Below are 26,846 nucleotides of genomic sequence, written 5' to 3'. Positions count from 1 at the left end.
GGCCGCTATTGTTTCAAGTCCAGGGAGAGGTGGCAACTTGGGCTAAACTAAACCCGTGGATCCCATTCCCCTCCTCCACAGGGTGCGTCCTGGGCATCGCCTTAAGGGACTGGTGCCCGGGGAAAGCGTTCATGTGGAGCACGTGCGCCCCCTCGAGGGCGCCCTGCAGATCACCTACCGCAACGCCCAAGGCGAGCTGGGCGAGGCCCTCCTCTACCCCGAGGACCTCGCCCAGCTCGTGGTGGAGGAGGCGCCCCGCTTCCCCCTAGACGCCCCCGGGGACCTCTTCCGCCTGGCGGCGGAGGCCAAGCGGATCCGCCTGGCCTACCTCTTTGACCCCTTCATGGCCGTCCACAGCTCCCTGGTGGAGCCCTTGCCCCACCAGATAGAGGCGGTTTATGGCCACATGCTCCCCAAAAACCCCTTGCGCTTCCTCCTCGCCGACGACCCGGGAGCGGGGAAGACCATCATGGCGGGGCTCTTCATGCGGGAACTGGCCCTACGGGGGGCTTTGGAGCGGGCCCTCGTGGTGGCCCCGGGGGCCTTGGTCTTGCAGTGGCAGGAAGAGCTTTGGGAAAAGTTCCGCCTGCCGTTTGAGGTCCTCTCCCGCCAACGCCTGGAAACCGCCCGCGAGAACCCTTTCCGGGAGCACGGCTACTGGATCGCCCGCATGGACCAGCTGGCCCGCTTTCCCGAGGTGGCGGAAAAGGCCCTCGAGGTGGACTGGGACCTGGTGGTGGTGGACGAGGCCCACAAGATGGCCGCCACCTACTACGGCCTCGAGGTCAAGGCCACGCGCCGGTACCGCCTGGGCGAGCGCCTCTCCGAAAAGGCCCGCCACTTCCTCCTCCTCACCGCCACCCCCCACCGGGGAAAGGAGGAGGACTTCCGGCTTTTCCTCTCCCTTTTGGATCCCGACCGCTTTAGGGGCAAGCCTCGGCCCAATAGCCCCGCCTTGAACACCGAAGGGCTTTGGCTAAGGCGACAGAAGGAAGACCTGGTCCGCTTTGACGGCACCCCCCTCTTCCCCGAGCGGCGAGCCTACACCGTGGGCTACGCCCTCTCCCCCCAGGAGATGGAGCTCTACGAGGCGGTGACCGCCTACGTCCGGGAGGAGATGAACCGGGCCGAAGCGCTGGAGGAAGGGCAGCGCCGCACCGTGGGCTTCGCCCTCACCCTGCTCCAGCGCCGCCTGGCCAGCAGCCCCCTGGCCATCGCCCGCTCCCTAAGCCGGCGCCGGAAGCGCCTCGAGGCCCGCCGGGAAGAGGTGAAGCAGGGTCTCGCCCTGCGGTTCCCAGTCCTGGAGGAGGAGGACCTGGAGGAGCTGGAGGAGTTCCCCAGCGAGGAGCTGGAAGGGGCTCCTGCGGTCCTGGACCAGGCCACCGCCGCCCGCACCCTGGCCGAGCTGGAGATGGAAATCGCTACCCTCAAGCGCCTGGAGGCCATGGCCCAAGCCCTTCTCAGGGAGGAACAGGACCGCAAGTGGCAGGAGCTTAGAAGCCTCCTGGAAACCGACCGCATCCGGGGGCACAAGCTCATCCTCTTTACGGAACACAAGGACACCCTGGACTACCTGGAAAAGAGGCTCGCCCGCTACCTGGGCCGTCCCGAGGCCCTCGTGAGCATCCACGGGGGGCTTTCCCGGGAGGAGCGCCGCCTGCGGCAGGCCCGCTTCACCCAGGACCGGGAAGCCCTCATCCTCATCGCCACGGACGCCGCTGGGGAAGGGGTGAACCTCCAACAGGCCCACCTCCTCATCAACTACGACCTGCCTTGGAACCCGGCCCGCCTGGAGCAACGCTTTGGCCGCATCCACCGCATCGGGCAGACCGAGGTCTGCCACATGTGGAACCTGGTGGCGGCAAACACCCGGGAAGGCGAGGTCTACCTACGCCTCCTGCGCAAACTGGAGGAGGCGAGCACGGCCTTGGGGGGCAAGGTCTTTGATGTCCTGGGCAAGCTCTTCCAGGAAAAGCCCCTTTGGGAACTCCTCCTGGAGGCCATCCGCTACGGGGAGGACCCGGAGGTGCGGGCCCGCCTTTTCCAAAAAGTGGAAGGGGCCGTGGACCTCAAACGGCTGGAAGCCCTCCTCCAAAACGCCTTGGCCTCCGAGGTCTTGGACCCCAAGCGCCTGACGGAACTCAGGCTGGCGATGGAGCGGGCCGAGGCCAGAAAGCTTCAGCCTCACTACCTCTCCAGCTTCTTCCAGGAGGCCCTCACCCGCTTGGGGGGCACCGTCCACCGCCGGGAGGGGGCCCGGATGGAGGTGAGCTTCGTCCCGGCACGGGTGCGCCAGGCCCGGCCCGGGATCCTGCGGAGCTACACCCGGGTGACCTTCCACAAGGACCAGGTGGCCTGGCCCGGAAAGCCCGTGGCCGACTTCCTCACCCCGGGGCATCCCCTCCTCGAGGCCCTCCTGGACGCCGCCTTGGCCGAGTGGGGCGGGTACCTGGAGCGGGGCACCGTCCTGGTGGACGAAAACGCCACCACCCCCCGCCTCATCCTGGCCTTGGAGCACGAGGTGCAGGACGCCAAGGGGCCCGTATCCCGCCGCTTCCTCTACCTGAGCCTGACCCCAGGGGGCGAGGTGCGAGAAGAAGGCCCCGCCCCTTACCTGGACCTGCGCCCGGCCTCGGAGGAGGAGCGGGAGAACGCCTTGTCCCTCCTGGAGAAGTTTGACCTTGCCTCCCTCTTGGAGAAGGCCGAGGCGTACGCCGCAGGCCACCTTGCCCGCAAGCACCTGGAAGAGGTTCGCCGCTTCCGCCAGGTGGAGGTGGACCGCACGCTAAAGGCGGTGAAGGATAGGCTCTTGTCGGAAATCTACCACTTGGACCAGCGGGCCCATGAAGAACACGAGCGGGCCCAAAAGGGGAAAGCTGGCGCTGCCGGCCGGGCGGAAGCGTTCCGGCGCATGGCGGATGAGTTGCGGGAGCGGCTACGCCGAAGGGAGGAGGAGTTGGAAAAAGCCCGCCACCTGCGCTCCCTCCCCCCTCGGCTCTCCCAGGCCATCCTGGTGGTGCCGCCCTTCTCCCAGGCCCTGCAAGCCCCTGAGGAAGACGTCCGCCAACACCTGGAGCGCATCGCCGTGGAGGCGGTCCTTTGGGCCGAGCGAAGCATGGGGCACGAGCCGGAGGAGATGCCCCCAGGCTACCCGGGCTACGACGTGGAGTCCCGCACCCCGGACGGGCACCTGCGCCTCCTGGAGGTGAAGGCCAAGGGCCCCGGCTCAGAAGTGGTCACCCTCTCCCGCACCCAGATCCTCACCGCCCTCAACAAGCGGGAAAACTGGTACCTGGTGGTGGTGGAAACGGCTGGGCAGAGGGCCTTGCGCATCCACTACGTCCCTCCCTTCATGGGTGAGCCCGACTTCGCCGCCACCAATGTGTCCTACGACCTCAAGCAGGTCCTGGCCCGGGCGGTGCGGGTGGTAGAGGCGGGGAAATGATACGCTCGTATAACAAGCTCCAAGCTTGTTATACAAAGAGGGGGGTCTAGTATCATAAGACCCATGCGCCCCGAAGCCTTTTCGCCAAGATCCCCGGGCAGGCTCGTTTCCATTGGTCAAGGCGCCTATGCCTTCGTCCCTGACCCCTTGCCACCTCCATTGGAGTGGACACCCCCTTTAGTACGTCTCCTGGACGAGGCTAGGGGCAACCTTGGTGAGCTTGCGGGCTTACTGCACACGTTACCTAACCCTTACCTTTTCATTCGGCCTTTCATCCGCAAGGAAGCCGTACTCTCATCTCGGATTGAGGGCACCCAGGCGAGCCTAGTAGACGTTTACGCCATGGAGGCCCAGGCCCCCCTTTTCCCCAACCCAAATCTACGCGAGGATGCCCAAGAGGTCCTCAACTACATTCGTGCCCTAGAACGAGGGAGGGCGCTCCTAAAGGAACTTCCCCTTTCCCTGCGCCTCCTCAAGGAGATGCAGGCCGTTCTCCTACAAGGGGTGCGGGGCCAAAACCGGGCGCCAGGTGAGTTTCGGCGGGCGCAAAATTGGATTGGCCCGCCAGGGTGTACCCTGGCTGAAGCTCGTTACGTGCCCCCCCCTCCAGGCCCCATGCTGGAAGCCCTAGACGCCTTGGAGCGTTTCTGGCACAGCGACCATGGGCTACCCCCCCTGGTGGAGATAGCCCTGGTACACTACCAGTTTGAGGCTATACACCCTTTCCTGGACGGCAACGGCCGCATTGGTCGCCTCCTGATTACCCTGATGCTCTTGGAGCGGAACCTTTTGCCCGAGCCGGCCTTGTACCTCTCCGCCTATTTTGAGCGTCATAGGAGCCAGTATTACGATCTCCTTCTGCGCGTTAGCCAGACAGGAGACTGGATGTCATGGATTGTCTTCTTCCTCAAAGGTGTAAAAACCGAGGCGAAGGACGCCACCCAAAAGGCCCAGCGACTCATAGCCCTCCGTCAAAACTGGCGGCAAATCTATCAGGACAAGGGCGGGAGCGCGCACCTCTTAGCCCTGATTGACCTTCTCTTTGAGCAGCCCGTACTTACGGCGTCCATCGTGCGGGAACGTTTAGAGGTAACCCACGCCTGGGCCATGCGCCTAATAGGGAGGCTTGTGGAAGACGGTATACTCACGCCCCTAAGCCAGGCCCGGCGCAACCGCCTTTACGGCGCCCGGGAAATCCTGCAAACCCTGGAGGAGCCCAGCCATGCCGAAGAAGCTCATTGAGGTCGCCCTACCCCTCGAGGCCATCAACCGGGAGGCGAGCCGGGAAAAGTCCATCCGCCATGGCCACCCCTCCACCCTGCACCTGTGGTGGGCCAGGCGGCCCCTGGCCGCCGCCCGAGCCGTCCTCTTCGCCAGCCTGGTGGACGACCCCGGGGTCCACCTTCCCCCCGAGGAGGCCCAGCAGGAGCGGGAAAGGCTCTTTGAGCTCCTGGAGCGTCTGGTAAACTGGGATAACGTCAAAAATCCCCAAGAGGCCCTGAACCCGGGCCAGGGCGTTATCGCCGAGGCCCAGTACGAAATCGCCAAGAGCCTGGCCCGAAGCCTAGGCCAAGCCCCTCCCGCCTCCAAGGAGGACCGCCCCGCCATAGAGGCCCTCCTTCGCCAAGCCCCGCCCGTGCTGGACCCTTTCGCCGGGGGCGGCACCATACCCCTAGAGGCCCAGCGCCTGGGCCTTTCCGCCCACGCCGGCGACCTGAACCCGGTGGCCGTCCTCCTCAACAAGGCCCTTTTGGAAATCCCGGCCCGGTTTGCGGGTCTGCCCCCCATGAACCCCGAGTACCGGAAGGAGGCCACGGCCAGCGACCGCTTCTTTGGCGCCCAGGGCCTCGCTTGGGATGTGCGCCATTACGGGGCCTGGATGCGCGAGGAGGCCAAGAGGCGCATCGGGCACCTCTACCCCGAGGTGGAGGGCAAGCCGGTTATCGCCTGGATTTGGGCCCGGACCGTGACCTGCCCCAACCCCGGGTGCCGGGCGGAAGCCCCCTTGGCCCGCTCCTTTTGGCTTTCCAAGAAGAAGGGCAAGGAAGCCTTCGTAGTCCCCGAGCGGGCACCGGAGGGCATTCGCTTCCGTGTGGAGCGCACGGGGAAACCCCCCGTGGAGGGCACCATAAGCCGAAAGGGAGGGGTTTGCCTGGTCTGCGGAAGCCCCATCCCCCTAGAGCACGTGCGCCAGGAGGGGAAAGCGGGGCGCCTTGGAGCACGGCTCATGGCCATCGTGGCCGAGGGGCAAGGGGGCCGGAGCTACCACTCCCCACTGCCCGAGCACGAGGAGGTAGCGAAAAAGGCAAAGCCCGCTTGGGCACCCGAGTTTCCATTAACTCCGAATAGTCGTCATATGACCCCTGCTGTGTACGGAATGACGTCATTTTCGCAGCTCTTCACCCCCCGCCAGCTGGTGGCCCTCACCACCTTCGCCGAACTTATAGCCGCGGCGAGGGAAAGGGCCTACCAGGACGCCCTAAAGGCGGGCCTACCCGACGACGGCGTACCCCTAGCCCAAGGTGGGCGGGGTGCCAGGGCGTACACAGACGCCATAGGGGTTTATCTAGCTCTGGCTGTAGACCGCTTAGCTGAAAGCTCAAATGTTCTATCAAGATGGCAAAGCGCCGGCGACAAAGTCGCCGGCGCTTTCAGCCGTCAAGCTTTACCAATGCTATGGGACTTTGCCGAAATAAACCCCTTTTCAAGTTCCACCCGCAACTTTTTGGATGCGGTGGAATGGGTCGCGGAGTGTCTGGAAGCTCTTCCCGCCCACCCCCCTGGCCAGGCCCGGCAGGTGAACGCCACGGACTCGGTCAACGGCGTTCCCTCCTCACCCCTCATCTCCACGGACCCCCCTTACTACGACAACGTCCCTTACGCCGATCTTTCCGACTTCTTCTACGTTTGGCTTCGCAAGACCCTGAAGGACACCTACCCGGATCTCTTCCGCACCCTCCTGGTGCCCAAGGAGGAAGAGCTTATCGCCGACCCCTACCGCCACGGGGGCAAGGAGGCCGCCAAGCGCCGCTTTGAGGAGGGTATGCGCCAGGTCTTCCGCAATCTCCGCACCAAGGCCCACCCCGACTACCCCCTAAGCCTCTACTACGCCTTCAAGCAACAGGAAGTGGAGGAAGAGGAGGAGGAAACGGAGGATACTCCCCAGGTGGCCTCCACCGGCTGGGAAAGCTTCCTACAAGGCCTGGTGGACGAGGGCTTCCAGATAACCGCCACCTGGCCCATGCGCACGGAACGGGCCAACCGCCCCCGGGGCCAGGGGTCTAACGCTTTGGCCTCCTCCATCGTGTTGGTTTGCCGCCCACGCCCCGAAGGGGCTCCCAAGGCCACCCGGCAGGACTTCCTCCGGGCCTTGCGCCAAGAGCTTCCCGCCGCCCTAAAAGAGCTCACCCAAGGGAGCATTCCCCCTGTGGACCTGGCCCAAAGCGCCATCGGGCCGGGCATGGCCGTCTTCAGCCGCTACGCCGCCGTTTTGGAGCCGGATGGCCGCCCCCTTTCCGTGCGGGAAGCCCTGGCCCTCATAAACCAGGTCCTGGACGAGTTCCTGGCCGAGGAAGAAGCGGAGCTGGACCCCGATACCCGCTTCGCCATCGCCTGGTACGAGCAGTACGGCTACGAGGAAGGCCCCTACGGGGACGCCGAAACCCTAGCCAAGGCCAAGAACGTGGCCGTGGCGGGCCTGATGGAGGGGGGCATCCTCCTAGCTAGGGGGGGCAAGGTGCGCCTTTTCCGCCCCGAGGAGTACCCCGAGGACTGGAACCCCAGCGCCGACAAGCGCCCCTCCGCCTGGGAGGCGGCCCACCACCTCATTCGCCTCTTGGCTAAGGCCGGGGAAAGCGCCGCCGCAAGCCTCCTCGCCCAGCTTCCCGGCCACCTGGCCGAGGGGGCGAGGGCCCTCGCCTACCGGCTTTACCAGATTGCCGAACGCAAAGGCCGTGCGGAAGACGCCCTGAACTTCAACCTGCTGGCGGGAAGCTACGGACACCTGGCGCTGGAGGCCGCAAAGCGTAAGGGGGTCCAGGAAAGACTTTTTGGCTAGAGGAGCCGAGGATGGCACGGAGGTTAGCCTTGACTAACTATCTTGGGGGTAATAACATGGGGGTGTGAGGTGGGGCGATACCAGGTGGTCTTCTACCAAGACCCCAAAGGGCGCGAACCTTTTCGCGAGTGGCTTGAGGAACTGAAGCGCTTTCGCTCCCACCTCCACCCGCTAGCCATGCGCCTTCTTAGCGAGCTTCAGGAGCTTGGTACCGACGAGATGCGGCCACCAAGGGTCAAATCCTTCCGCCGTGAGGGCGTGCTGATTCACGAGCTTCGCAAACGCACCCAGGAAGGCGCCATGCGCATTTTCTTCGGCTAGGCTCCACCTTTTTGGTCGTGGCCGGAGAACTCAAAAATGAGAACCGGCCCGACGAAAGACTTTTGGATCTTGTTGTCCAGGCCTACAGGGAAGAGGTGAACTAAATATGCCTAGGGGCACGAACTTTGCAGATTACTTCAGGGATTCCATGCAGGACCCTGAGGAGCGGCGGCTCTACCGGGAGGTTTTGGAAGAGGAACTGCCTGAGCTTTTGGTCCACTTGCGGGAGAAGCGGGGGCTCACACAAGAGAAGCTAGCCAAGCGCCTTGGGGTGTCCCGCAGCCGCGTGAGCCAGCTGGAGACTACCGGGGGGCTTTCCCTCACCTTGGAAACCCTGGCCCGGTACGCCCTGGCTTTGGGCCTTTCCTTGCGGCTTGAGTTTGCGGACGAGAACGGAGAGGTTCTCGCCCGCTACAGCCTCTCCCCGGATGAGCCTTTGGAGTCCACCGCCGCAGGTTGGACCAACGTGGACATCAGCCCCCTTTCCCTTTCCTGGGACGAAACGCCCATCAGGACCTGCGCCGCTTAAGCTATGGCTAACAAATCGGAAACCATCCGAAACCTCTACCAACAAGGGAAGAGCGTTTCGGAAATCGCCAAGGAGCTGGGGCTTACCTATCAACGGGTCTATAGCACCCTGCGCAGAGCAGGGCTTCTCCAGGTCAAGAGCCCCCCATCCGAAGGGAAGGCAGACCCCAAGGCCTATAGCCGCTTTATTGAGGGGCTAGAAATCCTATCCGTGGAGCTCCTAGAGGTCCAAGCTAAGCTGGAACGCCCTCCGCAGAAAGGCGCACCTCTGCAACCCGTTTTCGGCCGTTCCGAGCCCTTCGGGCCGGAGAAAATAAAGGACGGGTTTAGGGCCGGTTTGGAGCTCCAGCTGGACTTTCAGGACTCCCTTGGCACCTTTGGCTTTCTCAGGCTCCGCGTGGCGGCCAGCTACCAAAGCGGCGTGTTCCCCGATGCCTCTTTCTTCCAAACGTTTAGCCAACGGAACCTGCCCGTAAACCTCTGGCCGTACCTGCGCTTTTACGTGGACTTCCTAACCAGTCAGATGGGCCTCCCACGCCTCGTGCTTCCTGCACTTAAGTTTTGAGACAAGGTCGTTTGGCCAGGGGCGCCTCCTCCTGGCCGATATGCTTTTACTATGGCGCTCAGCAACCGCGAAATCGTAGGGCGGGGGCTGGACCTCCTCAAGGCTGGCCTCAGGCCCTTTGTGGAGCGGGAGTACCGCCGGGTGTACGGGGACGACTGGGCCAAGGAGATGGCCGAGGTCTTGCGGGGGGACCGCTACTCCCTCCAAGACCCCGACGCCCAAGCCCTCCTCAAGCTCATGGACCACCGCTGGACCGAGGTCTTTGACGAGAAGCTTGGCCGCTGGGGCCGGACCTTGGTCAAGGAGCTCATAGAGGTGCGCAACCGCTGGGGCCACCAGAACGCCTTTAGCCTCGAGGACGCCCACCGGGCCCTGGACTCCATCACCCGCCTTCTGGAGATGATCGCCGCCGACGAAGCCCGGGAAACCGATCGCATGGCCCGCGAGCTCCTCAGGCGGCGCTACGAGGAGGACGCCCGGCGGGAAGCGGAACGGCGGGCCAGCGAACCCATCCAGGTTCTGGCCCATAGAGGCCTTCCCCCCTGGCGGGAGGTGGTTACCCCCCACCCCGACGTGGCCTCGGGCCGCTATAGCGAAGCGGAGTTCGCCGCCGACCTAGCCCAGGTGCACAAGGGCGAGGCCGGGCCCGAGTACGGCGACCCCGAGGAGTTCTTCCGCCGCACCTACCTGACCAAAGGGTTATCCCGCCTTCTCCAAAGCGCCCTCAAGCGGCTTTCCGGCGCAGGGGGCGACCCGGTGGTGGAACTCCAAACCGCCTTCGGGGGCGGCAAGACCCACTCCATGCTGGCCCTTTACCACCTCTTCGGTGGAAGGGTGAACCCGAAGGAGGTGCCGGGGTTGGAAGACCTCCTGGCCGAGGCGGACATCGCCCAGGTGCCTGTGGCCCGCCGGGCCGTCTTCGTGGGCACCGCCTTTAGCCCCGCCCGCACCCACCCCAAGCCCGAGGGGCTGGAGGTGCGCACCCTTTGGGGAGAAATCGCCTACCAGCTCGGGGGCGTGGAGGGCTACCGCATGGTGGAGGAGGAGGACCGGAAGGGGGTAGCCCCGGGTTCGGACGTCCTAAAAGCGCTCTTTGACCGCTACGCCCCGGCCCTCATCCTCATTGACGAGTGGGTGGCCTTTCTCCGCAACCTCTACGGGGAAACGGACCTGCCCGCCGGCACCTTTGACCAAAACCTCACCTTCGCCCAGGCCCTCACGGAAGCCGCTAAGCGAAGCCCCCGCACCCTGGTGGTGGCCTCCCTGCCCGCTTCCGACATGGAGGTGGGGGGAAGCGGAGGGCGGGAAGCCCTTATTCGCCTGCAAAACGTGGTGGGAAGGCTGGAGTCGGTTTGGCAGCCCGCCACCCAGGACGAAGCCTACGAGATCGTCCGCCGCCGCCTCTTCCTTCCCCTTTCGGAGGAGGGCTACCGCCAGCGGGACGCCGTGGTGCGGGAGTTCATGCGCTACTACCAGGAAAACAAGGGCGAGTTCCCCAGCGAGGTCCTGGATCCCAACTACGAGCGCCGGATGAAGGCGGCCTATCCCATCCACCCCGAGCTCTTTGACCGCCTCTACGAGGACTGGTCCACCCTCGAGGGCTTCCAACGCACCCGGGGGGTCCTCCGCCTCATGGCCTTCGTGGTCCACACCCTCTGGACCCGAGGCGACCCCTCCCTCCTCATCCTCCCCGGCAACCTGCCCCTGGACGCCGGGGGGCCCCGGTACGAGCTGGTCCGCCACCTCTCCCGCTACCAGGAAGGCTTTGACCAGGTGGTGGACGCCGACATAGATGGCCCCAACGCCAAAGCCCTGATCTTGGAGCGGGAGCGCCCTGCCCTGGCCCGCCACCACGCCGCCCGCAGGGTAGCCCGGGCGGTCTTCCTCGCCACCGCCCCCGCCGCCGCAAGCCCCGGCCAGGCCCACCGCCCCAAGGGCGTGCAGGGGGTGCGGGTAAAGCTAGGGGTAGCCCAGCCCGGCGAAAGCCCCTCCCTCTTCACCGATGCCCTAAAGGCCCTTTCGGACCGCCTCACCTACTTCCACGCCGAGGGGGACCGCTACTGGTTTGAAACCCGCCCAAGCCTGAACCGCCTGGCCCAAGACCGGATGGCCTCCCTGGAAGAGCACGAGGCGATGGCGGAAATCGTGGCCCGGCTTCAGGCCTGGGCCAGGACCCGTCCCCCCCTCTTCGCAGCCGTCCACGCCGCCCCCTCGGGAAGCGGGGACGTGCCCGACGAGCCCGCTTTGCGCCTGGTGGTCCTGCCCCCCACCGCTCCCTACAGCAAGGAGAACTCCGAGGCGGAGCGGCTCGCCCGGGAAATCCTGGAGCGCCGGGGCCAGGCCCAAAGGCTTTACCGGAACACCCTCCTCTTCCTCGCCCCCGATGCCACCGCGGTACCAGACCTGATGGAGGCGAGCCGCCGCTACCTGGCCTGGCGGTCCATCCTCGAGGACAGGGAGCGGCTTAACCTGGGCCAGGCGGACGTGCGCCAGGTGGAAGCCCGGGTCAAGGAGGCCAGCGAAACGCTAGACCTGCGCCTAGAGGAGGCCTACCGCCACCTCCTGGCCTTCCACCAACCCGACCCCAAGGCCCCCCAACTGGAGATGAGCGCCATCCGCCTTCTGGGTAGCGGCAAACCCCTGGAACGGGCGGCGGCCAAGGCGAAGAACGAAGGCTTGGTCTACACGGAATGGCATCCCTCGTTCCTGGAAGAAACACTGAAAAACTACGGCTTTTTCGCCGCCAGAGGCCAGGAACTACCCTTAGGGTGGCTTTGGGAAGCCTTCGCCACCTACCCCTACCTGCCCAAGCTCAAGGATGAAGCGGTCCTCCTGGGTGCCGTGGAAAAAGGTGTTCGGGAGGGGCTTTTCGGCTACACCGAAAGGCCTGGGGAGGGGGCCAGGGTTTTCCTTCGGGAACCCGTCACGCCTAACCTCTCCGGGTATCTTCTGGAGCGAGAGCGGGCCGAGGGCTTGCGGAAAAAGGCAGAAGAGCCAGAGGAGAAGGCACCAAAGGACCCTGCGGAGGGAGGGCGAGACGATATAAAAGGCCCCCCTACAGCTCCTAGTGGGGAACCCCCCTTCCCCTTTCCCGGGCCCAAACCCCGCCGCTACTACCTCAAAAAGGAAGTGCGCCCCGCCAACCTGGTAAGGGACGCGAGCCTCTTGGCCGAAGAGATTGTCCGCCACCTGGCGGGGGAGCCCGGGGTGCGGGTGAGGGTGGTCCTCGAGGTGCAGGCGGAGGCCGAGGAGGGCTTTTCCAAGGAACTCCAACGGGTTTTGCGGGAGAATAGCCCCCACATCAGCCACGATTACAGCCTGGAAGACTAGCCCCGGCCCCACCCCCGCCAACCTGGGGCCGGGGCTTTCCTTCAACGAGGACGCCTAGGCGGCCCCGCAGGAAACGGGCGGGAAACCGAACTCCTCTGGCTCCCATCCTCTACCCCAACAGGGGGTAGGTCTAAGCGAGCCCTCCACCCTCCACACGGGCCCTTGCCAAGAGCCGCTTCGCCCCTTCAGGCCGAGCGGGAAGGTAGAGGTGCACGAAGCTCGCCAGCACCCTGCCGTCCGTGTACCCCTCCACCTCCTCTCCCCCCACCCGGCGCCAAGCGGGGCTTGGGGACTGGGGAAGGCGGGCGTAGTGGAACTCGTGGCCCCTAAACACCTCTCCCCTAAGGGCCAGGGGGTTATCCCGGAGGGCCTCCACCTCCCGGTAGCCCAGGACGGGCCTATCCGCCATCCGGGCCTCCCCGGGGACCAGGCCCACCATGGGGTAGAAGCTTTCCCCCACCCAAAGCCCCTGGGAGAGGTACATGTACCCCCCGCACTCCGCCACCACGGGCCCGGGAAAGCGGCGGATGGCCTCCCGCATGGCCCCGTTGGCGGAAAGCCGCTCGGCGAAAAGCTCCGGGTAGCCACCCCCGAGGAGGAGGGCGTCCGCTTGGGGAAGGGCCTCGTCCTCCAGGGGGCTAAAGGGGATGAGCTCGGCCCCCAGGGCCTCCAAAAGCTCCAAGGCCTCGGGGTAATAGAAGCGGAAGGCCCGGTCCCAGGCGTAGGCTACCCGGGCCCGGGGAGGACGCCTCTTTGGGAGGAAGGGCTTGGCCTCGGGGAGGGGCGGGGCGGCCTGGGCCAGGCGAAGGGTGGCCTCGAGGTCCACCCGGAAGGCCCGCCGCAGGGCCTCCAGGGGCGGGGCCACCTCCCCGGCGAGGACCAAGCCCAGGTGCCGTTCGGGCAGGGCCAGGGCGGGGTCCTGGGGGAGCCAGCCCAAGAGGGGAAGGCCCAAGGGGGCGAGGGCCTCCCGGAGGAGCTCCGCATGGCGCTCGGAACCCACCCGGTTGGCGAAGACCCCCACGAGGCGCACCTCGGGGTCGTGGTCGCGGAAGCCCCGCACCAGGGCGGCGATGGAGCCCGCCATCCCCTTAGCGTCCACCACCAGGGCCACGGGCAGGCCCAGGAGGCGCGCCACCTGGGCCGTGGACCCCACCCGCCCCAAGGGGTCCTTCCCGTCAAAAAGCCCCATCACCCCCTCCACCAGGGCGAAATCCGCCCCCCTCGCCCCGTGGCGGAAGAGGGAGCGGAGGCCCTCCTCGTCCAGGAAGAAGCCGTCCAGGTTGTAGGGGCGGCGGCCGGTGGCGGCCTCGAGGTGGGTGGGGTCTATGTAGTCGGGGCCCACCTTGAAGGCCTGGACCTTCAGGCCCCGCTCCCTCAGGGCCAAGGCCAGGGCGAGGGAAAACGTGGTCTTGCCCGCGCCCGAGTGGGGAGCCGCAAGGAGGAGGCGCATCAGTGCTCTATCCCCCTCTGGGCCGGGACGCCCTGGTCAAAGGCGTGCTTCACCTTGCGCATCTCCGTCACCGTGTCCGCCAGGTCCAAGAGGGCCTCGGGCGCCCCCCTGCCCGTGACCACCACGTGCACGTGGGGCGGGCGTCCCTTGAGGGCCTCCAGGAACTCCTCCAAGGCGATCCACCCGTAGCGCAAGGGATAGGTGGCCTCGTCCAGGACCACCAGGTCGTACGCCCCCGAGAGGAGGGCCTCCTTGGCCCTTTGCCACCCCTCCTGGGCCAGGCGGGCAGAGGCCTCGAGGTCCCGGCTTTTCCACGTGAAACCATCCCCGAGGCCCTCTATGGGGATGCCGAGCCGGGCGAAGGCCCGGTGCTCCCCAAAGCGGGCGGTGGCGTGCTTGACAAACTGGAAGACCCGCACCCTCAGGCCCCGCCCGTGGGCCCTGAGGGCGAGGCCGAAGGCGGCGGTGCTCTTGCCCTTGCCGTCCCCGGTGTAGACCAGGAGGAGACCCCTCCTCTCCCCTTGGGGCTTGGCGTAGGGCTTCACCCGGCGAGGCTCTTCCATAGGGCATAGGTTAGCAGGGAAGCTAGCTCCCCCAGGGCGATCATGGCCCCCAGGATGTCCCCGTTTACCCCCCCAAGCCGGGCCAGGGCGAGCCTTCCCACGCCGAAGGCGGCGAGGAGGGCGGCGAGGGCGGAAAGGGGGAAGAGGAGGGGGAAAGGCAGGGCGAGGAGAAAGGCCACCCCCCACGGCCCCCCCCGCACCATGGCTGCCATCCCCGGGCCCAGGAGGGGGTAAAGGTGGAGGAAGGGCAAGAAGGCGAAGCGGGCGAACCCGGGAAAGAGGAGGAGGAAAAGGGGGTCCCGTGCCGAGGCCAGGCCCTGCCAGAGGAGGAGGAGGTAGAGCCCCCCCACCCCGAAGGCGAAGGGGCCCAGGTGGGGGTCCTTGAGGATGCGAAGCCTCTCCTCCCGAGGCCGGGAACCGAGAAGCGCATCGGCGGCGTCCAGGAGCCCGTCCAGGTGCAGGAGGCCCGTGAGCCCCAGGAGGAGGGCCACCTGGAGGGCGGCGAGGAGGCCCGGGGGGAGGGGGAGGAAGGCGAGGAGGGCGAGGCAAGCCCCCAGGGCGTAGCCCACCAGGGGGAAGAAGGCGGAGGCCCGGCGAAAGTCCTCCCCCTCCAGCGCCCGGGCCACGGGGAGGACGGAAAGGAGGGAGAAGGCGGCCAAAAGGGCCCGAAACACCTACCCGCCCCGGGAAACCCCCGCCTCGGCGAAGGTGGCCATGTGGAGGATGCGGGCGGCGGCGCGGAGGAGGGGCATGGCCAGGACCGCCCCCGTCCCCTCCCCCAGGGCCAGGTCCAGGTCCAGGAGGGGCCTGAGGCCCAAGGCCTCCAAGAGGTACCGGTGCCCGGGCTCCCGGGAGAGGTGGCCGGCGAAGAAGTGGTCCCTTATCCCCGGCTCCAGCTTCCAGGCCAAAAGGGCCCCGGCGGTCACGGGGAAGCCGTCCAGGACCAGGGGAACCCCTTGGGCGTACCCCTCCAGGTACACCCCGGCGATGGCGATGAGCTCAAGCCCCCCCACCTCCGCCGCCACCCCCAAGGGGTCAAGCCCGGGCCGCAGGCGGGCGAGGGCCCTCCCCACCGCCTCCCGTTTCCGCTTGAGGCCCTCCTCTCCCACCCCCGTCCCCCGGCCCACCACCTTCTCCGGGGAAAGGCCCAGAAGCCCGGCGGTGAGGGCAGCGGCCGCCGTGGTGTTGGCAATGCCCATGTCCCCGGCGGCGAGGAGGGTGGCCCCTTCCGCTAAAGCCCGCCTGGCCGCCTCCCGGCCCGCCTCGAGGGCCCTTTCCGCCTCCTCCCGGGTGAGGGCGGGCTCGAGGGCCAGGTTGCGGGTGCCCTCCCGCACCTTGCGCTTGAGGAGGCGGGGGTGGTCGGGGAGCTCCCCCATGACCCCCACGTCCAGGACGTAGACCTCGCAGTGGGCGGCCAGGGCGAACTGGTTGATGGCGGCCCCGCCCCGGAGGAAGTTGAGGACCATCTGCCGCGTGACCTCCTGGGGGTAGGCGGAAACCCCTTCCGCCGCCACCCCGTGGTCCGCCGCCGCCACCACCACCGCTCCCTGGCCCAGTTCCGGCTTCACCCGGCCCTGGATGGCCGCCAGGCGCACCGCCACCTCCTCCAGGTACCCCAAGGAGCGGGGCGGCTTGGTGAGGTCCTCCATGCGCCTTTGGGCTTCTTCCAAAACCTCCCGCCGCATGGCCCCCACTATACCAAAAGCGTAAACTCTACCCATGGAGCTCTGGCTCGTGCGGCACGGGGAAACCCTTTGGAACCGGGAGGGGAGGCTTCTCGGCTGGACCGACCTCCCCTTAACCTCCCTTGGGCGGGAACAGGCGAGAGCCCTTAAAGGGCTCCTCCCTCCCCTCCCCGCCCATAGCTCCGACCTGCGGCGGGCCCTGGAAACAGCGGCCCTGGCGGGGTTTACCCCCGAGCCCACCCGGGCGCTTAGGGAGATCCACTTCGGGGCCCTGGAGGGAGCCCCTTGGGAAAGCCTAGACCCCCTCCACAAGGAAGCCCTCCTCCGGTTCCAGGGCTTCCATCCCCCTGGGGGAGAGACCCTGGAGGCCTTCCAGGAGCGGGTGTTTCGCTTCCTGGAAACCCTTAGGGCACCCGCCCTCCTCTTCACCCACGGGGGGGTGGTGCGGGCGGTGCTCCGGGCTTTGGGGGAGGACGGCCTCGTCCTCCCGGGAAGCGCCGTGGTGGTGGACTGGCCGAGGAGGGTCCTGGGGCGGATAGCCCCCCCAGCGGTTGACGGGGGGCGGGAAGAGGAGTAAAACCTAGGGCAAGCCCCCTAGCGGGGCCCGTGCGGCTAGGGTGCCCCAAGGCCCGGATGTCTTGGGGCGGAAAAGGGGGAAGACCGGTGAAAGTCCGGCGCTGTGCCGCAACGGTAACCGGCCCATGCGTTAGACCCCACGTCGTGGCCGGAAGCCCGAATACCCGCCCTAGCGCGCGCCTCACCTGCCCCCGAGCAGGGGCGAAAGGAGGCAAGGATGACGAGAAAAAGGCGTTCCCAAGTGAAAGGAAAGGCGGTATCCCCCCAAGGTAGGGGTGCCCCATGACGGGGCTGGAGCTCCTGGCCGTGGCCCTGGGCATGCGCCACGGGGTGGATCCCGACCACCTGGCGGCGGTGGACGGGCTCTCCCGGGTGCGCCCTTCCCCCTATAACGGCGTCCTCTTTGCCTTGGGGCACGGCGCCATCGTGACCCTCTTGGCCTTCCCCGCCGCCGCCCTCCTGGAAAGGGTGGACCTCGAGGCCCTCCACCTCCCCACCCTCCTCCTCCTCCTGGTGGCCGGCCTCAACCTCTACCGGCTCCTCAGGCCCGAGGAGAGGGCCCCAAACCGCCTCCCTTTCCTCCACCCCCTTCTCCTGGGCCTCCTCTTCGGCTTGGGGTTTGAAACGGCAAGCCAGCTCTCCGCCCTGGCCCTCTCCGCGGAGCTCTCCCCCCTGCGCCTGGGTTTCTTCTTCACCCTGGGGATGCTCCTGGTGGACGGGGTGGACGGCCTCCTGGCAAGCCGCCTCCAGCACCTAGCCCAGGACTCGGAGAGGGCCCGCAGGGCGAGCCGTGGGCTTGGCTGGGTGGTGGTGGGTATGGCCCTCCTCCTGGCCTTGGCGGAGCTTTTGGCGGTGGACCTCGAGGCCCTCGCCCTCCCCCTGGGCCTAGGCCTCTTCGGGTTCCTCGTCTCCCTCCGGCTGTACGCCCTGCGCCCCGCATGAGCCACCCCTACCCCCCACCCCGGGACAAGAAGGGAAGCCGCATCGGCTTCACCACGGGGGCGAACGCCGCGGCCGCCGCCAAGGCGGCCACCTTAGCCCTCCTGGGGCAGGCCCCCGAGGTGGTGGACATCTGGCTTCCCGCCGGCTGGCGGCAACCCTTCCGGGTCTTCCGCCTGGAGCCAAAAGGGGACGGGGTCCTGGTGGGGATGATCAAGGACGCCGGGGACGACCCCGACGTGACCCACGGGGCAGAGATCCAGGCCTACGTGCGGTTCGCCAGCGAGGACCGGTTGGAAGGGGGCGAAGGGGTAGGGGTGGTGACCCGGCCCGGGCTCGGGGTGCCCGTGGGGGAGGCGGCCATCAACCCCGTGCCCCGGCAGATGATCTGGGAGGCGGTGCGGGAGGTGACGGAAAGGCCCCTCGCCATCACCATCGCCATTCCGGGGGGGGAGGAGCTGGCGCGAAAGACCCTAAACCCACGCCTTGGCATCCTCGGGGGGCTATCGGTCCTGGGCACCACGGGGGTGGTGAAGCCCTACTCCACCAGCGCCTTTCGCATGAGCGTGGTCCAGGCGGTGGGCGTAGCCCGGGCCAACGGCCTCCTGGAAATCGCCGCCACCACCGGGGGCAAAAGCGAGCGCTTCGCCCAGAGGCTCCTTCCCCACCTGCCCGAGATGGCCTTCATTGAGATGGGAGACTTCGTGGGGGATGTGCTCCGGGCGGCGCGGAAGGTGGGGATTGAGGTGGTGCGCATCGTGGGGATGATCGGAAAGATCTCCAAGATGGCCGACGGCAAGACCATGACCCACGCGGCGGGAGGCGAGGTGAACCTACCCATGCTCCTCGGCCTCCTCAAGGAGGCGGGGGCGAGCCCCAGGGCGCTCAAGGAGGCGGAAGGGGCCGCCACCGCCCGGCGTTTCTTTGAGCTCGCCCTAGAGGAAGGGCTTGACCGCTTCTTCTTAGATCTGGTGCGGCTAGCTCAGGAGAAGCTCCAGGCCTATATCGGCCCCAGGCCCTTCGTGAGCGTGGCCCTCACGGACTTTGACGAGGGCCGGTGCCTCGCCGCCTGGCCAGACCGGGAGGTGTACCGTGGATGACCTGATCCAGCAGCGGAAAAACCCCACCCACCAGATGACAGCCAAGGGCAGGGCCATAGAGGAGGAAAGCTTCCGCCTGGTGGACCTCGAGGCGGGCCCCCACCGCTTCTCCCCCCTGGAATGGCCCATCGTGCGCCGCATGATCCACGCCACCGCCGACTTTGAGTACAAGGAAATCACCCGCTTTAGCCCGGGGGCGGTGGAGGCCGGTCTTAAAGCCCTCCAGGAGGGAGCGAGGATCTTGGTGGACGCCCGCATGATCGCCTGCGGCCTCAACCCTGAGCGCCTCCGGCTTTTTGGGAACGAGGTGGTGGAACTCCTTTCCCACCCCGAGGTGATAGGGAGGGCCCAGGCCACGGGGGGCACCCGGGCGGAGGCCGCCGTGGCCTACGCGGAGGAAAAGGGGCTTCTGGAGGGGAGCATCGTGGGGGTGGGGAACGCCCCCACCTTCCTCCTGGCCCTGGTGGAGGCGATAAGGCGAGGGGCGCGGCCCGCCCTGGTTCTGGGGATGCCCGTGGGGTTCGTGAACGTCCTCGAGGCCAAGCGGGCCCTCACGGAGGCCCCCGTCCCCTGGATCGTCACCGAGGGGCGGAAGGGAGGGTCCACCCTGGTGGTGGCCGCCCTCCACGCCCTCCTGCGCCTGGCGGCGGACGGAGGCGTGGACACCTCCAGGGCCCACCGGGAGGGCTAGATGGTCTACCTCATCGGCATGGGGGCGCGGGGGCGGGAGGGGCTTAGCCTCCTCGCCCTGCGGCGGGTGGCAGAGGCGGAGGTGCTCGTGGGAGGGGCTAGGCACCTGGCCCAGTTCCCCGAGCACCCGGGGGAAAAACTGGCGGTGAAAGGACCCCTGGAGGCCCTTTTGGACCGGGCGGCGGAGCGGGTCCAGGCGGGGAAGAGGGTGGCCTTCCTGGCCTCCGGGGACCCCCTCTTCCACGGCATCGGGAAGAGGGTGTTGGAGCGCTTCCCCGAGGCGGAGGTCCACCCCGCCCCCACCGCCTTCCAGGAGGCCTTCGCCCGGCTCAAGCGCCCTTGGGACGAGGCCCGCTTCTTCTCCCTCCACGGGAGGCCCCTCGGGGGTGTGCTCCTGGAAGTGGCCCTCTCCCCCCTCTCCGTGATCTACACCGACCCCGAGAACACCCCCGCCCGGGTGGCGGAAGCCCTCCTCGCCATGGGGGCGGGGCCCTTTCGGGCCCACGTGGCGGAAAGGCTCGGGGAGGAAGACGAGCGGGTGCGGAGCTTCCCGGACCTGGAGGCCGTGGCCCGGGAGAGCTTCCTGGACCCCAACGTGCTCGTCCTCGAGGCCCAAGGCCCCCTCCCTCCCCGCCTGGGCTTCCTCCCCGACGAGGCCTTTGAGCAACGGGTTCCCAAGCGGGGCCTCATCACCAAGCGGGAGGTGCGCCTCCTGGCCCTGGGCCTCCTCGCCTTACCCCCGGACGGCATCCTCTGGGACGTCGGGGCGGGCACGGGGAGCGTGGGGATTGAGGCGGCGCGCCTCGCCCCCTGGGGGCAGGTCTACGCCGTGGAGCGAAACCCCGAGTCCTGGCCCCACATTGAGGAGAACGCCCGCCGCTTCGGAGCCCACAACCTCGTCCTGGTGCGGGGGGAGGCCCCCGGGGCCCTGAAGGGCCTCCCCGCCCCCCACGCCGTCTTCGTGGGGGGAAGCGGGGGAGAGATGCGGGAAATACTGGCGGAAAGCCTGCGGGCCTTAAGGCCCGGAGGCAGGCTCGTGGTGGCGGCCATCACCCTGGAAAACCTCCTGGAAGCCTACGCCTTCTTCCGGGAAGCGGGCCTGCAGGTGGAGGGGGTGCAGGTGCAGGCGAGCCGGGTGGTGCCCCTCGGGCCCTACCGCCGCCTGGAGGCGCAAAACCCCACGGTCCTCCTCGCCGCCACAAAGGAGGGGGCATGAGGCTCTACCTTCTCGGCGTGGGCCCTGGGGACCCCGAGCTCGTGACCCTCAAGGCCCTCCGTCTCATCCAGAGGCTTCCCGTCCTCTTCTACCCGGAGGAGGAGGGGCGGGAGCCCTTGGCCCTCAGGGCGGCCCGGCCCCACATCCCCCCCGGCAAGCCCCTCGTCCCCCTGCCCCTCTTCACGGGCCACGACCCCGAGGCCCGCCAGCGGGCGCGCAGGCAAGCGGCGGAGATCATCCGGGAGGCCCTCGCCCGCCACGGGGAGGGCGGGTACCTGGTCCTAGGAGATAGCCTCCTCTACGCCTCCCCCCTCAACCTCCTCCCCCACCTGGAGGGCATAGCGGTGGAGGCCGTCCCCGGCATCAGCGCCCACCAACTGGCGGCCTCCCGCATCCTGCGGCCCATCGCCTTGGGGGAAGGAGGCTTCGCCGCGGTCACGGGGCTCAAGGGAGTGGAACCCAAGGGGCTAGACCGCTTCCAGAGCGTCTTCGTCTACAAGGCCAAGGACCTACCGGGACTAAAGGAAGCCTTCCCGGACAGGAAGGGCTTCGCCTTCCTGCGGCTTGGGATGGACGGGGAACGGGTTCTGCCCCTGGAGGAGGCCTTGGGAATGGAAAGGGACTACTGGACCCTGGTGGGGCTATGGCGGGAGGAGGTATGAGGCCTGTGGTGCACGTGGTAGGCGGGGGGCCGGGGGACCCTGAGCTCCTCACGGTCAAGGGGGCGCGCCTCCTCAAGGAGGCCCGCTTCGTCCTCTTCACGGGGAGCCTCTTCCCCGAGGCGACGCTCCAAGCGCTTGCGCCCAAGGCCGTCCTACGGGACTCCAAAGGGATGGTCCTGGAGGAGATCGCAACCCTCCTGGCCCAGGAGGCAGCCCAGGGCTCAGGGGTAGTGCGGCTCCACTCGGGGGACCCGGGGCTTTACGGCACCCTCCTGGAGGAGAAGGAGGCCCTCGAGGCCCTGGGCGTGGAGGTGGAGGTGGTGCCCGGCGTCACCGCCGCCTTCGCCCTGGCGGCCCGGGCGGGCCTCGCCCTCACCGCCCCCGAGGTGGCCCAGGCGGTGGCCTTCACCCGGCTTGGGGTGCGCACCCCCATGCCCCCGGGGCAGGACCCCAAAAGCCTCGCCCGACCCGGCCTTACCCTGGCGGTCTACCTCTCCGGCATGCACCCCAAAAGGCTCGCCCGGGAACTCCAGGAGGCGGGCCTAGCCCCGGACACCCCGGTCCTCTTCGGGCACAGGGTGGGTCAGGCGGGCGAAGAGGTGGGGCTCACCGACCTTTCGGGCTTGGCCCAACTCCCCGCCCGGGACACCACCGTCTTCCTGGTGGGGGAAGCGTTGCGGGCGAAGGGGGTACGAAGCCGGCTTTACGACCCGAACTTCCGGCACCGGTACAGGAGGTGAAGATGGGAGAGCTCTACCTGGTGGGCATGGGCCCAGGCGACCTCCCCGGCCTCACCCTGAGGGCCAAGGAGGCCCTGGGGAAGGCGGAGGTGGTCATCGGCTACAGCACCTACATCAAGCTCCTGGAGGAGATGGGGCTCCTTGCCGGCAAGGAGGTGGTGCGCAAGGGGATGACGGAGGAGTTGGACCGCGCGGAGGAGGCGTTGGAGCGGGCCTTGGCCGGGCAAAGGGTGGCCCTGGTTTCGGGGGGCGACCCTGGGATTTACGGCATGGCAGCCCCCGTGCTGGAGCTCATGGAGGAGCGGGGCTTCCGCCGGGTAGACGGGGGCGTGGGGCTCCCCGGGCGGTTCGCCTTGGGGGAAAAGGAGGTGGCCCTCGAGGTCGTCCCCGGGGTGACGGCGGCCAACGCCGTGGCGAGCCTCCTGGGAAGCCCCTTAAGCCACGACACCTGCCTCATCAGCCTCTCCGACCTCCTGACGCCCTGGCCCGTGATAGAGGGAAGGCTCCATGCGGCGGGCATGGGGGACTTCGTGGTGGTCCTCTACAACCCCCAAAGCAAACGGCGGGACTGGCAACTTCGGCGGAGTGCCGAGATCCTTCTCACCTACCGCCCAAGGGAAACCCCCGCCGCCCTGGTGAAGAGCGCCTACCGCAAACGACAGGAGGTGACCCTCACCACCCTCGAGGGCCTCCTCTCCGCCGAGGCGGGCATGCTCACCACCGTGGTGGTCGGCAACCACCATAGCCGCTTCTTTGAGGGGACCCTCCTCACCCCAAGGGGCTACGGCCTAAAGTACGACCTGGAAACGGGCGAGCCCCTCCCTGGGGAGACCCCGGGCCTTTCCCTGAGGAGGCGGGATGCCTGAGCTAGGCCCCCTGCGGCCCGAAAGGGTGGCGGTCTACACCCTCACCCTGCCCGGCCTCAAGGTGGCGGAGGCGATCCACCGGGCGCTGCCCGGGAGCACGCTTTACGTGGCGGGAAAGTACCGGGGGCTTCTGGAGGCCCGGTTCTTTGACGAACCCATCCGCGACCTCCTGGAACGAACCTGGCCCCTTCATGACGGACACGTCTTCGTCATGGCGGCGGGGATCGTCCTAAGGGCCATCGCCCCCCGCATCCTGGACAAGCGGGTGGACCCGGCGGTCCTGGTGGTGGACCTGAAGGGGCGGTATTTCGTCCCCCTCCTCGCCGGCCACCTGGGCGGGGCCAACCCCCTCGCCCGCTACCTGGCGGAAGCCCTAGGGGGAGAGGCGGTCCTCACCACGGGCACGGATAGCCTGGCCCTCCCCGCCCCCGACCTCCTGGCCAAGGCCCTCTCCGCCAAGGTGCCCGACTGGAAGCCCCTCAAGGACGTGTCCGCCCTCCTGGTGGACGGGAGGCCCGTGGGGTTCTATGCGGACTGCGTGGACCTGAGCCCCCTGGCCCGCTACCCCTCCCTGCGCCTCCTCCCAAGCCCCCACCCCGAGGGGGTGGAGGGGATGGTCCTCTTCACGGTGAAGAAGCCCTTCCCCCTCCCCGTCCCCGCCCTCTTCGCCCACCCGCCCGCCCTGGTCCTGGGCCTCGGGTGCAACCGGGGGACCCCGTTGGAGGAGATCCGGGGGGAGGTTTTCCGCTTCCTGGAGGAAGGGGGGTTCGCCCAAGAGGCCCTGGCCCGGATAGCCACCGCCACCCTCAAGCGGGACGAGGCTGGGCTTCTGGCCTTCGCCGAGGAAATGGGGCTTCCCCTACGCTTCCACCCCCCCGAGGTGCTCAACGCCCAACCCATCCCCAACCCCTCCGAGGTGGTCTTCCGGCACACGGGGCTTTACGGGGTGGCGGAAGCGGCTGTGCTGGCGGAAGGGGCGAGGCTGCTGGTGGAGAAGACCAAGCGGGGCAACCTCACCCTGGCCCTGGGAGTCCTTACCCTATCCATTCCCGAGGAGGCCCTGCCGTGATCCTCCTCGCCGCCCACGGCTCCCCCGACCCCCGGGCCCAGGCCCTGGCCCGCGGGCTCGCCAAGGGCCTCGCCCGGCGGCTCCGGACGGAGGTCCACCTGGGCTTCATTGAGCACGACCGGCCCACCCTCCTCGAGGCCACCCTGGCCCTGGCAGAAAAGGGGGGCGGGGTGGTCCTGCCCCTCCTCCTCCTGGGGGCCGGCCACCTCAAGGCCGACCTCCCCTTGGCCCTGGAAGCGGCCCAGGCCCGCCACCCAGAGGCCCGCTTCCTCCTCGCCCGCCCCCTGGGAACCCACCCCGCCCTGGTGGAGCTCTGGGCGGAGCGCCTCCGGCGACGAGGAGCCGGGGCGGGGGATGGGGCCGTCCTGGTCCTCCGGGGGGGCACGGACCCCGGGGCCAACGCGGAGGGCGCCGCCCTGGCCCGGCTCCTGGAAGAACGCGCGGGGCTTCCCGTGGTCCCCGCCTACGCCGCCAAGGCACGCCCCACCCCCAAGGAGGCCATTCTGCGCCTCGCTGGGCTCCGACCGCGGAGGGTTTTCCTCCTTCCCCACCTCTTCTTCCGCGGGGTTGTGGAGGGGAGGCTCCTCGGCCGGATCCAGGGGCTTTCCCTGGAGGTCCTCCCCCCCCTCATGGGCCACCCCGCCCTCCTCCAGGCCCTGGAGGACCGGTACCGGGAAGCCCTGGACGGGGGGCACGCCCCTTGCGACACCTGCCGCTTCCGCTTCCCTATAGGCCGCTTCGCCCCCAGGCGGGAGGCGCAGATTGCCGGGCTTCGCGCCCTGCGCCACGCCCTCTTCGCCCCAGGGCGCCACCCCCACGGACCCTTCACCCACCTCCTTCTCTGCACGGGGGAGGCCTGCCGGGAAGGCGGTGCCCTGGCCGTCCTCCGCGCCCTGGAGGAGGGGTTACGGGACCTCGCCTCCTTGGTCCAGCTTACCCCCACCCCCTGCCTCGGGCGGTGCGGCAAAGGGCCCATCTTGGTGGCCTATCCGGAAGGGGTGGTATATGGGGGGCTAGAACCAAGGGACGTGCCCCTCCTGAGGAGGACGCACCTGGAAGCGGGAGAGCTTTTTGCCCCCAAGGTTTTGGAGGTGATCTAGATGGCATGCCACGAGCTTTCGGCCCTTAGGATTGCCCTAGGAGAGCTTTTGGAGAAGGAGGCCCACGACCTCATCCACGAACGGGAGGAGCTTGCCCCCGTCCTGGAGGGGCGGCCCGAGATCCGGCACCTTGCCGAGGCCAAGACCCTTCCCGCCATGGAGGCGGCCCTAAGGGAAGCCCTTCTCCGCCTGGAGGAGCGGGCCGCCCAAGAGGCCGAGGAGCCCTACTGGCGGGGCCTCCTCCTCACGGCGGAGGCCGCTTTAGGCCGCCTTGAAGCCCTGAGGCGGGAGGCGGAGGCCCTCTACCAGGACCTGGACGCCCTCCACCACCGCCTCCATCGCCTCTTCCCAAGAAAACGGGGATGAGGGGCAAGGTTTACCTGGTGGGGGCGGGGTTTGGGGGGCCCGAGCACCTCACCCTGAAGGCCCTGAGGGTCCTGGAGGAAGCGGAAGTGGTCCTCCACGACCGCCTGGTCCACCCCGGGGTTCTGGCCCTGGCCAAGGGGGAAAGGGTCTTTGTGGGCAAGGAGGGGTACGGGGAAAAGACCCCCCAGGAGGCCATCACCCAAAGGCTCATCGCCCTGGCCCGGGAGGGGAAGGTGGTGGCCCGGCTCAAGGGGGGGGACCCCATGGTCTTTGGCCGGGGCGGGGAGGAGGCGATGGCCCTCAAGCGGGCGGGTGTCCCCTTTGAGGTGGTCCCCGGGGTCACCAGCGCCGTGGGGGCCCTGAGCTGTCTGGGGCTTCCCCTCACCTTCCGCGGCCTCGCCCAAAGCTTCGCTGTGGCCACGGGACACGACCCCTCTGCGCCCCTGCCCCAGGCGGACACCCTGGTCCTCCTCATGCCCCTCCACGCCCTGGAAGGCCTGAAGGCGAGGCTTTTGGAGCGCTTCTCCCCCGAAACCCCCCTGGCCCTCCTGGCCCGGGTGGGCTGGCCGGGGGAGGAGGTGCGCCTGGGCCGGGTCAAGGACCTGCCAGGCCTGGGGACGGGCCTCCCCTCCCCGGCCCTCCTGGTGGTGGGGGAGGTGGTGGGGCTTTACGGGGAGTTGCGGTGAGCCTCCTCCTCGCCCTCCTCCTGGACGCCCTCCTGGGGGAGCCCCCTGCCCGCTTCCACCCCGTGGTCGGGATGGGGCGGTACCTGGCGTGGGCCTGGGGGCGGGTGCGGGGGTTTTGGTCGGGGGCCTTCTACTGGACCCTGGGGGCCCTCCTCTTCGCCCTCCCCGCCTTCCTCCTGGACCTCCTCCTCCGCCCCCTGGCCCTGGGGTGGGTCCTCCTGGGCCTCCTCCTCAAGCCCCTTTTCAGCCTGCGGATGCTCCTCGCCGAGGTGGCGGGGGTGGAAAGGGCCCTTGGGAAGGACCTCGAGGCCGCCCGGAAGCGGCTAGCCGGGCTGGTGAGCCGCAGGACAGAAGACCTTTCCGAAGAGGAGGTGCGGGAGGCGGCCCTGGAAACCCTGGCGGAAAACCTCTCGGATAGCCTGATCGCCCCCCTCCTCTACTACGCCCTCCTGGGCCTCGGGGGAGCCGCCCTCTACCGCTACGCCAACACCGCCGACGCCATGTGGGGCTACCCCGAGCACGGGGCAAAGGGCGCCTTCGCCGCCCGGGCGGACGACCTCCTAAACCTCCTCCCCGCGCGGCTCACGGGCCTCCTCCTTTGCCCTCCAGGGCGTTGGGGGCGGCTTTGGCGGGAGGCCCGCAAGACCCCTTCCCCCAACGCCGGCTTCCCCATGGCGGCCCTGGCCCTGGGGCTAGGGGTGCGGCTCAGGAAGCGGGGGGTGTACGCCCTGAACCCCGAGGCCCCCTCCCCCACCCCCCGCCACCTCTCCTTGGGCCTTCGCCGGGTGGGGCTTTGGGGCTACGGGCTGGGGGTGGCCCTGGGGTTGGCCCTCCACCTCCTGGGCCGGTAGGCTAGACCAAGGTTTGGGAAAGGGGGCTACCTATCATGGAG

At 68.2% G+C, this 26,846-nt stretch carries 24 protein-coding genes and 1 riboswitch; of the genes, 20 read left to right on the top strand and 4 right to left on the bottom strand.

The features are described from left to right. Positions 1–55: 55 nt before the first annotated feature. From L0C60_RS00530 to L0C60_RS00500, 7 genes are all read left to right on the top strand, one after another. Positions 56–3,445 carry a helicase-related protein gene (locus tag L0C60_RS00530; protein ID WP_243092379.1) on the top strand — a complete coding sequence of 1,130 codons (3,390 nt, stop codon included), beginning with the start codon at positions 56–58 and terminating at the stop codon, positions 3,443–3,445. Positions 3,446–3,508: 63 nt separating this feature from the next. Further along, complete coding sequence (locus L0C60_RS00525; protein WP_243092378.1) at positions 3,509–4,687, top strand: Fic family protein; 1,179 nt, start codon at positions 3,509–3,511, stop codon at positions 4,685–4,687. Further along, positions 4,668–7,502: a DUF1156 domain-containing protein gene (locus L0C60_RS00520; RefSeq protein WP_243092377.1), complete on the top strand. Its 2,835-nt coding sequence runs from the start codon at positions 4,668–4,670 to the stop codon at positions 7,500–7,502. The genes L0C60_RS00525 and L0C60_RS00520 overlap by 20 nt, the downstream gene beginning before the upstream one ends. A gap of 84 nt (positions 7,503–7,586) precedes the next feature. Beyond that, on the top strand, positions 7,587–7,823 hold the full coding sequence (locus tag L0C60_RS00515) for a hypothetical protein (protein ID WP_243092376.1): 237 nt from the start codon (positions 7,587–7,589) through the stop codon (positions 7,821–7,823). 148 nt (positions 7,824–7,971) lie between these two features. After that, on the top strand, positions 7,972–8,352 hold the full coding sequence (locus tag L0C60_RS00510; protein ID WP_243092375.1) for a helix-turn-helix domain-containing protein: 381 nt from the start codon (positions 7,972–7,974) through the stop codon (positions 8,350–8,352). 3 nt (positions 8,353–8,355) lie between these two features. Further along, positions 8,356–8,916: a sigma-70 RNA polymerase sigma factor region 4 domain-containing protein gene (locus L0C60_RS00505; protein WP_071678255.1), complete on the top strand. Its 561-nt coding sequence runs from the start codon at positions 8,356–8,358 to the stop codon at positions 8,914–8,916. A 51-nt stretch (positions 8,917–8,967) separates the two neighbouring features. Then, positions 8,968–12,246: a DUF499 domain-containing protein gene (locus L0C60_RS00500; RefSeq protein ID WP_243092374.1), complete on the top strand. Its 3,279-nt coding sequence runs from the start codon at positions 8,968–8,970 to the stop codon at positions 12,244–12,246. A gap of 130 nt (positions 12,247–12,376) precedes the next feature. Here the strand turns inward: L0C60_RS00500 and L0C60_RS00495 are convergent, their stop codons facing one another. The 4 genes from L0C60_RS00495 to cobT are packed head-to-tail and all read right to left on the bottom strand — an operon-like array spanning position 12,377 to position 15,944. Next, positions 12,377–13,696, bottom strand: a complete 1,320-nt coding sequence (locus L0C60_RS00495) for a cobyrinic acid a,c-diamide synthase CobB (protein ID WP_234508001.1) — start codon at positions 13,694–13,696, stop codon at positions 12,377–12,379. Then, positions 13,696–14,259, bottom strand: a complete 564-nt coding sequence (cobO, locus tag L0C60_RS00490; RefSeq protein ID WP_234508003.1) for a cob(I)yrinic acid a,c-diamide adenosyltransferase — start codon at positions 14,257–14,259, stop codon at positions 13,696–13,698. Before cobO ends, L0C60_RS00495 begins: the two co-directional genes overlap by 1 nt. After that, positions 14,238–14,933: an adenosylcobinamide-GDP ribazoletransferase gene (locus L0C60_RS00485; protein WP_234508005.1), complete on the bottom strand. Its 696-nt coding sequence runs from the start codon at positions 14,931–14,933 to the stop codon at positions 14,238–14,240. Before L0C60_RS00485 ends, cobO begins: the two co-directional genes overlap by 22 nt. After that, a complete protein-coding gene (gene cobT / locus L0C60_RS00480; protein ID WP_234508007.1) occupies positions 14,934–15,944 on the bottom strand; it encodes a nicotinate-nucleotide--dimethylbenzimidazole phosphoribosyltransferase in 1,011 nt (336 codons plus the stop codon). Between the two features lie 34 nt (positions 15,945–15,978). Here cobT and L0C60_RS00475 point away from each other — a divergent pair, with 34 nt between their 5' ends. The 13 genes from L0C60_RS00475 (at position 15,979) to cbiB (ending at position 26,805) form a co-directional block, all read left to right on the top strand. After that, complete coding sequence (locus L0C60_RS00475) at positions 15,979–16,521, top strand: histidine phosphatase family protein (RefSeq protein ID WP_234508009.1); 543 nt, start codon at positions 15,979–15,981, stop codon at positions 16,519–16,521. 22 nt (positions 16,522–16,543) lie between these two features. Further along, positions 16,544–16,706: riboswitch (cobalamin riboswitch) on the top strand. Between the two features lie 96 nt (positions 16,707–16,802). After that, the gene (locus L0C60_RS00470; protein ID WP_234508011.1) at positions 16,803–17,462 is read left to right on the top strand and encodes a HoxN/HupN/NixA family nickel/cobalt transporter; all 660 of its coding nucleotides are present in this window, start codon (positions 16,803–16,805) and stop codon (positions 17,460–17,462) included. Then, positions 17,459–18,559, top strand: coding sequence for a cobalt-precorrin-5B (C(1))-methyltransferase (locus tag L0C60_RS00465; protein ID WP_234508014.1), 1,101 nt, complete (start codon positions 17,459–17,461; stop codon positions 18,557–18,559). Before L0C60_RS00470 ends, L0C60_RS00465 begins: the two co-directional genes overlap by 4 nt. Continuing rightward, positions 18,552–19,250, top strand: a complete 699-nt coding sequence (locus L0C60_RS00460; RefSeq protein ID WP_234508016.1) for a precorrin-8X methylmutase — start codon at positions 18,552–18,554, stop codon at positions 19,248–19,250. The genes L0C60_RS00465 and L0C60_RS00460 overlap by 8 nt, the downstream gene beginning before the upstream one ends. Further along, positions 19,251–20,465, top strand: a complete 1,215-nt coding sequence (cbiE, locus tag L0C60_RS00455; RefSeq protein ID WP_234508018.1) for a precorrin-6y C5,15-methyltransferase (decarboxylating) subunit CbiE — start codon at positions 19,251–19,253, stop codon at positions 20,463–20,465. It begins immediately after the preceding gene. After that, positions 20,462–21,127 (top strand): precorrin-2 C(20)-methyltransferase, encoded by a 666-nt coding sequence (locus tag L0C60_RS00450; RefSeq protein ID WP_234508020.1) that lies wholly within the window; start codon positions 20,462–20,464, stop codon positions 21,125–21,127. The genes cbiE and L0C60_RS00450 overlap by 4 nt, the downstream gene beginning before the upstream one ends. Further along, positions 21,124–21,867, top strand: coding sequence for a cobalt-precorrin-4/precorrin-4 C(11)-methyltransferase (locus tag L0C60_RS00445; protein WP_234508022.1), 744 nt, complete (start codon positions 21,124–21,126; stop codon positions 21,865–21,867). Before L0C60_RS00450 ends, L0C60_RS00445 begins: the two co-directional genes overlap by 4 nt. A 2-nt stretch (positions 21,868–21,869) precedes the next feature. After that, positions 21,870–22,733 carry a precorrin-3B C(17)-methyltransferase gene (gene cobJ / locus L0C60_RS00440; RefSeq protein ID WP_234508024.1) on the top strand — a complete coding sequence of 288 codons (864 nt, stop codon included), beginning with the start codon at positions 21,870–21,872 and terminating at the stop codon, positions 22,731–22,733. Further along, positions 22,726–23,802: a cobalt-precorrin 5A hydrolase gene (locus tag L0C60_RS00435; RefSeq protein WP_234508026.1), complete on the top strand. Its 1,077-nt coding sequence runs from the start codon at positions 22,726–22,728 to the stop codon at positions 23,800–23,802. Before cobJ ends, L0C60_RS00435 begins: the two co-directional genes overlap by 8 nt. Continuing rightward, the gene (locus L0C60_RS00430) at positions 23,799–24,902 is read left to right on the top strand and encodes a CbiX/SirB N-terminal domain-containing protein (protein WP_234508028.1); all 1,104 of its coding nucleotides are present in this window, start codon (positions 23,799–23,801) and stop codon (positions 24,900–24,902) included. The genes L0C60_RS00435 and L0C60_RS00430 overlap by 4 nt, the downstream gene beginning before the upstream one ends. After that, positions 24,903–25,268: a DUF3209 family protein gene (locus L0C60_RS00425; RefSeq protein WP_234508030.1), complete on the top strand. Its 366-nt coding sequence runs from the start codon at positions 24,903–24,905 to the stop codon at positions 25,266–25,268. After that, on the top strand, positions 25,265–25,954 hold the full coding sequence (cobA, locus tag L0C60_RS00420; RefSeq protein WP_234508032.1) for a uroporphyrinogen-III C-methyltransferase: 690 nt from the start codon (positions 25,265–25,267) through the stop codon (positions 25,952–25,954). The genes L0C60_RS00425 and cobA overlap by 4 nt, the downstream gene beginning before the upstream one ends. Beyond that, a complete protein-coding gene (gene cbiB, locus L0C60_RS00415; RefSeq protein ID WP_234508034.1) occupies positions 25,951–26,805 on the top strand; it encodes an adenosylcobinamide-phosphate synthase CbiB in 855 nt (284 codons plus the stop codon). The genes cobA and cbiB overlap by 4 nt, the downstream gene beginning before the upstream one ends. Positions 26,806–26,846 lie beyond the last annotated feature (41 nt).

This window comes from Thermus hydrothermalis (assembly GCF_022760925.1).
Lineage (GTDB): Bacteria > Deinococcota > Deinococci > Deinococcales > Thermaceae > Thermus > Thermus hydrothermalis.
The sequence above is the reverse complement of the archived record's forward strand: the minus strand, read 5'-3'. Positions and strand labels throughout refer to the sequence as shown.